This is a genomic window from Staphylococcus kloosii (assembly GCF_032139365.1).
In the GTDB taxonomy this organism is placed as follows: Bacteria; Bacillota; Bacilli; order Staphylococcales; family Staphylococcaceae; genus Staphylococcus; species Staphylococcus kloosii_A.
This window is the reverse complement of record NZ_JAVTDB010000023.1, coordinates 43619-50825: the sequence shown is the minus strand read 5'-3', so window position 1 is coordinate 50825 and position 7207 is coordinate 43619. Positions and strand designations below refer to the sequence as shown.

The 7207-nt window shown below is 31.9% G+C and carries 7 protein-coding genes; 3 read left to right on the top strand and 4 right to left on the bottom strand.

Annotated elements, in window-relative coordinates:
* Positions 1–54: 54 nt before the first annotated feature.
* Positions 55–258 carry a GyrI-like domain-containing protein gene (locus RPL90_RS02790; RefSeq protein WP_313543741.1) on the bottom strand — a complete coding sequence of 68 codons (204 nt, stop codon included), beginning with the start codon at positions 256–258 and terminating at the stop codon, positions 55–57.
* Positions 259–587: 329 nt separating this feature from the next.
* On the opposite strand from RPL90_RS02790, the gene RPL90_RS02785 reads away from it, so the two are divergent.
* A complete protein-coding gene (locus RPL90_RS02785; RefSeq protein ID WP_313543767.1) occupies positions 588–1202 on the top strand; it encodes a C39 family peptidase in 615 nt (204 codons plus the stop codon).
* A 9-nt stretch (positions 1203–1211) separates the two neighbouring features.
* Here the strand turns inward: RPL90_RS02785 and RPL90_RS02780 are convergent, their stop codons facing one another.
* Positions 1212–2021 (bottom strand): metallophosphoesterase, encoded by an 810-nt coding sequence (locus RPL90_RS02780; protein WP_313543727.1) that lies wholly within the window; start codon positions 2019–2021, stop codon positions 1212–1214.
* Between the two features lie 188 nt (positions 2022–2209).
* On the opposite strand from RPL90_RS02780, the gene RPL90_RS02775 reads away from it, so the two are divergent.
* Positions 2210–4231 (top strand): cation:proton antiporter domain-containing protein, encoded by a 2022-nt coding sequence (locus RPL90_RS02775; protein ID WP_313543711.1) that lies wholly within the window; start codon positions 2210–2212, stop codon positions 4229–4231.
* A gap of 172 nt (positions 4232–4403) precedes the next feature.
* On the top strand, positions 4404–4904 hold the full coding sequence (locus RPL90_RS02770; RefSeq protein WP_313543697.1) for a GNAT family N-acetyltransferase: 501 nt from the start codon (positions 4404–4406) through the stop codon (positions 4902–4904).
* Positions 4905–4966: 62 nt separating this feature from the next.
* Here RPL90_RS02770 and RPL90_RS02765 read toward each other — a convergent pair whose 3' ends face one another.
* Both RPL90_RS02765 and RPL90_RS02760 read right to left on the bottom strand, forming a co-directional pair.
* Positions 4967–5407 (bottom strand): DUF805 domain-containing protein, encoded by a 441-nt coding sequence (locus tag RPL90_RS02765; protein WP_313543682.1) that lies wholly within the window; start codon positions 5405–5407, stop codon positions 4967–4969.
* A gap of 61 nt (positions 5408–5468) precedes the next feature.
* The gene (locus RPL90_RS02760) at positions 5469–7070 is read right to left on the bottom strand and encodes a M20/M25/M40 family metallo-hydrolase (protein WP_313543666.1); all 1602 of its coding nucleotides are present in this window, start codon (positions 7068–7070) and stop codon (positions 5469–5471) included.
* Between the last annotated feature and the right edge of the window lie 137 nt (positions 7071–7207).

Below are 7207 nucleotides of genomic sequence, written 5' to 3'. Positions count from 1 at the left end.
GCAGATTAATTAATAAGCGCCGGATATCAAAGTTTGATATTCGGCGCTTATTTGTCATTCAATTGGAAAACATAATTCAGTTACATAATTATCATTTTCTGTATCTTCTGAGCAATACAATTCAAAGAAAGGACCATTTTTTAAAGTAACATCCAATTTAGGTCGTACTTGCTGATGAATTTCTTCCATAGCTAGATAAATTGACGCCGGTACTTTCACGATTGCTTTATTTACTGATACACCTATCAAATAGTCCATGCTTCCAGATTAACGTGGTATATAACCTTACTAGTCCATTTAATTGATTATTTTTTAATCCCATTAAATATTGACCGTTATTACCCTCATTGAAATTTAACCAAAAACGAAAGATATGCTCTGGTGCTTATATACCAGATTCATATTCACGTAAGTATCCGGATACTATAAGGCTCAATTTTTCTTCTACATGATAGTTCACCATTATCATCTTTTCACTTAAAAAGTATAATGCTTAATTCCTGTTATAAAGCATTTTACAATCACTTTCATATTATAAGCGCTATAATATTTATAAGAAATTATTCACACAATAATGGAGTGCCTAAATTATGCAAAAATTACTCAATGTCAAACCACTAAGCCAATTAAGTCCTGTTCCAATTATAATGGGATGTGAAGGTGTCTGCGCCTCAATGATTTTAAGACATAACCATATCAACATTTCACCTTTAAAATTGATGCGTCATTGGCCTAAACATGATAACAATCCACATAAGGGATATGTCGGTCATCATTTTTCTATCAAATTAGGCCACCATCAGACAATATTTCCCAGTGCTATCGTCCCCTACTTAAAAAAATATGATACTGACATTATAGATAGCACGGGTCAATCATTAACTGAATTAACCAAAGTAATAGATCAAGGCCAACCTGTAGTCATATACCATACTGTTTTAGGTCAAAAACCAGTATCACGCGTATTTAAACTTGATAACATGCCAACCAAATTAGTCTCTAATATCCATACAACTGTGTTAGTAGGTTATGATGAGTCAAACTACTATTATATTGACCCATTATGGTTAAACGTTTCCCAAAAAATTTATCTACCCGCAATCATACCAACACGTCGACAAATATTAAAAATTAGTAAAGACAAAATGGAAACAAGTTATAATGCGCCAGGTAAAATGAGCTTTTATTTGAAAAACAACTAACTATTAAATTTATACCATAATAGTCACAAGTGTATTTTCAAGTTCAGTCTGCAAATCCTTTGTACGCCATTGTCGTTCATATCCTAAACAAGGGCAAATATAAGTAATGCCCGCTTCTTCTACTCTTTTTCTAAAGTGTACATGGCCCATAATGCTGTACTTAATTGGATATGTGTTATATAACTTATTAAACTTCGATGTACCTATAAACGCATTAAAATAGTCAAAAATACGATGTGGCGTCGGTACAATAAATTGATTATGCGTAACAATATGTGTCATCAATATTATTTTCTTATCTTTTACTTTAGCTAGATCTTTCTCGGTTTGTTTTAGTGCTAACTCGGACATCGATTGGTCATTCAACGGCCAATCAATTTTTTCTTTATCTTGCCATGTGGCACCATAATATTTACGTTGTGCTAAGCGTTCCGCAGAAAATTTACTATCGCCATAGCTATAATCATACCAAGCTGTATTACCGACAATCGCCCATTCATCATTGATATAATAAGGTCTATCAATTAAGCATTCATCCATATTCAAATAAAAATCTAAAATTTCTAAAGATGATCTATCAGTATCATTCGTCCAAAAATCATGATTACCAGGAATAAATAATACTGGGACGTTCAGCGACTGCTTAATTTTCTTTATATAATTTGCAGTTATTTGATAATTATTTGAAATGTCTCCTGCTATAAGCAATAATTCTATACCTTTGTTTTGAGCGGTTTTTATCACGTAATATTCAAAGTCTTCAGGTGAATACTTATTCCCTCTATCGATATGTAAATCAGCTATTACACCTATTTTCATTTCAATCCCTCTTCTATTGTCGATATCTTATTAATTATGACATATCAGCATTATTTTTATTATTAATTAGCCTATTATCACATGATAACTACATTAATTTTCAATTTAATTATAATAGACTTTATTGTGTTTATTCTTACGTTCATCATGATAAAATAAATAGTACTAAAACTAGAAAAGGAGTACTTATGTTATTATTAGAAGCTTTTTTAATTTTTATAATGGCCGTTATCGTTAGTTCAGTTATACATAATAAATTCGAAAAGATTCCAATGGCTTTTATTCAAATAGCTCTAGGCGTTTGTTTATTTATTCTACCTATACCCGTACACTTCGAATTTAATTCTGAAGTATTTATGATGGCAGTTATCGCTCCGTTATTATTTGTAGAAGGTACACATGTTTCACGTACTAAATTATTAGAATACCGTAAACCGATTATTTTAATGGCAATGGCTTTAGTTTTTGCTACTGTTATCGGCGTCGGCTTTTTCATACATTGGATTTGGCCAAACTTACCTATGCCAGCAGCCTTTGCTATCGCCGCAATATTATGCCCTACCGATGCAGTTGCCGTACAAGCAATTACTAAAGGGAAAATCTTACCTAAAGGGTCAATTACGATTTTAGAAGGAGAATCCTTACTAAATGATGCTGCAGGTATTATATCATTTAAAATCGCTGTGACGGCTTTAGTTACAGGTGCATTCTCTGCTATTCATGCAGTGGAACAATTTGTTATCTCAACTATATTAGGTGTACTCATAGGTTTAATTATTGGTTTTGCAATTATACGATTGAGAATATACTTAACGACTACTAAATCTTTAAAAGATAGTAATACGCTTATTTTCATTCAATTATTAACACCTTTTGCTACATATTTAATAGCAGAACAATTTCATGCATCAGGCATTATCGCAGTTGTTATCGCTGGTTTGATACACGGCTTTGAACGTGACCGTTTAATTCGTGCACAAACCGAATTACAAATGAACTACAATCAAATATGGAATACTTTAAGTTATGCACTAAACGGTTTCGTCTTTGTTGTATTAGGTTATATCATTCCTAAAGTAGTTTCAGAAATTATTGCTCATGAACGAGACAATATTTCATTTTTAATAATCACTACGCTACTTATAGCATTGGCTATCTATGCGTTCCGTTTTATTTGGGTCTTTGCTTTATATAAAGTATTTTATTACCCAAACAATATTCAATCTTATTTAGATGATGGTGAAGAGCGACCAGTTAATCGGCTTCAATATGCATTTACAATGACCATGTGCGGTATTCACGGTACAATTTCGCTCTCGATGGCATTGACTTTACCTACATTGTTAGCGAATCATACACCATTTCATTACAAAAACGATTTACTCTTTATAGCGTCACTCATGGTGTTAATTAGTTTAGTCTTAGCCCAAATTGTACTACCACTAATCACCCCATCAGAAAGTAAATCTATTTCGACATCTATGAGTTATCAAACGGCAAAAGTCTATATCGTACAAAAAGTCATTTTTCACTTTAAAAAATTATCTAAAGAACAAAACAATCAAAATTACCAAGCCATTCTATCTGATTATTATGAGGAGTTATTCTTCTTATTAAATTTAGATCCTGATAATAAAAACAGTCAAGAAGTACAACGTTTAGAAAATATTGCGAGTCAAGTAGAAACAGCTACTTTAGAACAGTTAATAGATCAAGATAAGCTAGATAGACAAACATTACTTAACTATCGCGCATTGCTTGAAAACACGCGCCAATTTAGGGAAGCTTCAAGCACACATAAAATTAAAACTGTGCTCAAAATATTAATTTTACGTTTCCGAGCTAAACGTCATAGCGATGATAATGAAATCGAACAATTCAAGTCTCATTATCAAGAAGTTATGAACGTTATACGTACGATTAACCATCAAATTATCAAACGTTTGAAACAAGAGCAAAATGAGGATAATTACTTAGAAGTTAGCATTGTACTAAACAAGTATCAGCAACGTTTATCTAGTATTAGAAACAAAAGTAAAATTAAAAAAGGGCTCATTCCAACTCAAACTTCAGCTCAAAAATTAGAAGGACTCTATTTACAACGACAATTTTTAGATCAATTAATTGAGCAACAAAAAGTCGATGATAAGGTAGCATCTCAAATTCGCGAAAATATTAACTATAATGAAATCGTCATGTCATCGCACTAATATTTAATACACCTCTACTATGAAACTTTTAACATTTTCAAATTACATAGTAGAGGTTTTTATATTTAAATTAGTAGCGTTTTTATAAACTTTAATTACAGTTCTTTTAATTTTTATATTCATTTAAAAGTGCTATAATTGTATCAATTTAACGAACGAGGAGGGTCTGGTCATGGAGTTTACGATTAGAGAAATGCGTGAAGAAGACAAACAAGGAAAAGCCATAGTCCACTATGAAAGTTGGATGGAAACCTATACACCACTCTCAGTAGATAACTATTTAGAAAATCTTGATCGACATCAATTTATACAAAAGTCTTCTTCTCAAAATGCACCTACACTTGTTGCAATTATCAATAATGAAGTAGTTGGTTTTATTTCATTTGGAAAAACTAAAGAACAAAATGATAATGATGACTGGAGTGAAATATTCGCACTATATTTACTCGAAGAATACCAAAGTCATATGATTGGCTTCGCATTAACGCAACGTGCCCTCGAATTATCATATCCAGACAACGTCACATTGTGGGTAGTTGAAGAGAATGACAATGCTATTAATTTTTACGAACAAGTAGGCTTCAAAAAAACACAAAATACTGCGCCTGTATTCTTTGGTAAGACTTATCAAGAAATTAGAATGGACTATTATCGCACTGAACATGACAACTAATAAAAGCACCATAGCCCACTAGTACAGTGAGTTACGGTGCTTTTATTTTGCTATATTTATTATTATAGCCATTTTAGTTCATTTTCTGCTACATGCTTTGATGGAAGCAAGGCAATTACTACTAATATAATAGTACAAATAAATGTCACTACATTTAAAAATATAGCTACACCATTCACTTGCACTATATCAAAAGAAACATCTAAGACAAGTGATAAAATAATTAATATTAACGCCGTCATTCTTTTGCGTCCCGCATCATAAAATCTACGCATCGTTATAGCAATCATTGGAATAATATTAGCCAATACAAAAATGCCAACAAGTGCAGACAATATTGCGCCGACAACTAAAGAACCTGCTATAAATGCGGCCATTCCGATAATAGCTATGACAAAAATAATTATTATATGCGTTAATACAGGTATCCAAAATTCTTGTCTGTTAGATTTATTAGTAAAATCTACATACCTTTTCCAAAAGTCTTTGTATGCATTAACCATATTCAACACTCCATAAATTCATCTAATAATAAATATAACTTAAATAATATTTTTTGCACAACTATTTACAGAAATATTGTTTTATAATTGCTGCCAAAACAATAGGCAATTCTGTAAAAGCGCTCGTCTTGTTTAAACGCTCACTTACTTTATGGGCATCATTACCTCTTGGGCCACATAATATAACTGGTGCGCTAATATTTTTAATCGTATCAAATGGAATATGATAGGTATGATTAAAACTTGGTGTATTGTCTGCGTATACTTCCATTTTTTCTATATTAGTATTTAGGTTTAAATAACTTGAATCACTAATACCATTAAAATAATTAATACGATGTGTTGCGCGTTTAAACTGGTTATTATTAATTTCTATAACTGTGTTGATAATATCATTGACGATGGGTTCTTGTGAAGAATTGACAGCCGGATAATATGGTGGTGCAAAAAAAGTTACTACAGCCGGTGTAATATCGCGACAGATTTTCATTAATTCATCCGCTATGTTGACGCTTTGCAAATGTAACTCAGGTGTATTTTGTAACACCTCATTAATAAGGTTCTCAATATAATCTTGACCATATTGTTCAACCGCATATTGTTTTAATTGATCATATGTAAGTACATTAATTTTCGAATCAAACTGTAAATTTTCTTGTTCTAAAATATTCAACCAATCACTCTCGCAACGTTCTACTGCTTTAATAACCACATCTAAAAACTGGCGATATAAAGCTTGTGGTGTTTTATTGAATAAGAACATATTATATAAAGCAAACGTTCTAAATGGTGTTTGCACATCATATGTTTCTTTAATATCTTTATTTACTATTGCTACTGGTACTGGTGTAAACTCACCTTCATACTGTTCCTTGAATTGGCGATTATATTCAATTGCTTGTGTAATATAACTATTCATATAATTTGAACTTAAACCACTCAATGGATTGCCAACATGTGTTTCGATACCATAACATAACACGCCAGGCATTATTTTCCCTATAGAGCCACTGTAAATGGAATGGCTTGGATCACCTGATTCTTGTTGAAACGTAGGCTCACTATTTAAATGTAATGCAATATCAAGTTTAAAATCTTGTTGGTATTGTTCGATGACTTCCACTGCTTTACGCATACCTGAGGAGTTAACCTCTTCATCTGGAACAGTAACAAGTAATAAGTTGACATCCCATTGTTCAATACTCGCTTTTTCAAGTAATGATAAATGTAACATTAGTCCTGCTTTCATATCCATGATGCCTCGTCCAAATAAATAATCACCTGATTGTAAATCCTCAACTGCGGCATCGCTCAAATTACCTCTATTTTCAGTAAAAAGTTGTGCTAATTTATCCGGATTACATGCCGCATCTTTATACGTAGTAAAATCATCAATCCCCACTGTATCAAAGTGGCTTATTAAGACTACAGTTTTAGTAGCTGTCGGTCCTTTGTAAAGTGCAGTAACAAGTTCCTTATTATCTTCTGTCTTAGTTAATGCAATATGTTCATGATGTTGCTGAAAATAGTCCAATTTCATTAATTTTTGCTCTACTAGTTTAGGAAACTTTAACTCTCCTGATGAATTGGTAATCGTTTCTTGATTAACCAGTTCTTTTAATAATTGTTCCCTATCCTCATATGTTTGCCATAGTAATCCCATAGCTTCATTCACCCCTTTGAGAACGCTTTTATACGAGTATAATATTTTCTTTAATCATATAGCAAATAAAAGCAAAAAGAGTTTAAGCAATATAAAAATAACAACAACATTAACAGTTGAAACTTATATTTATTACT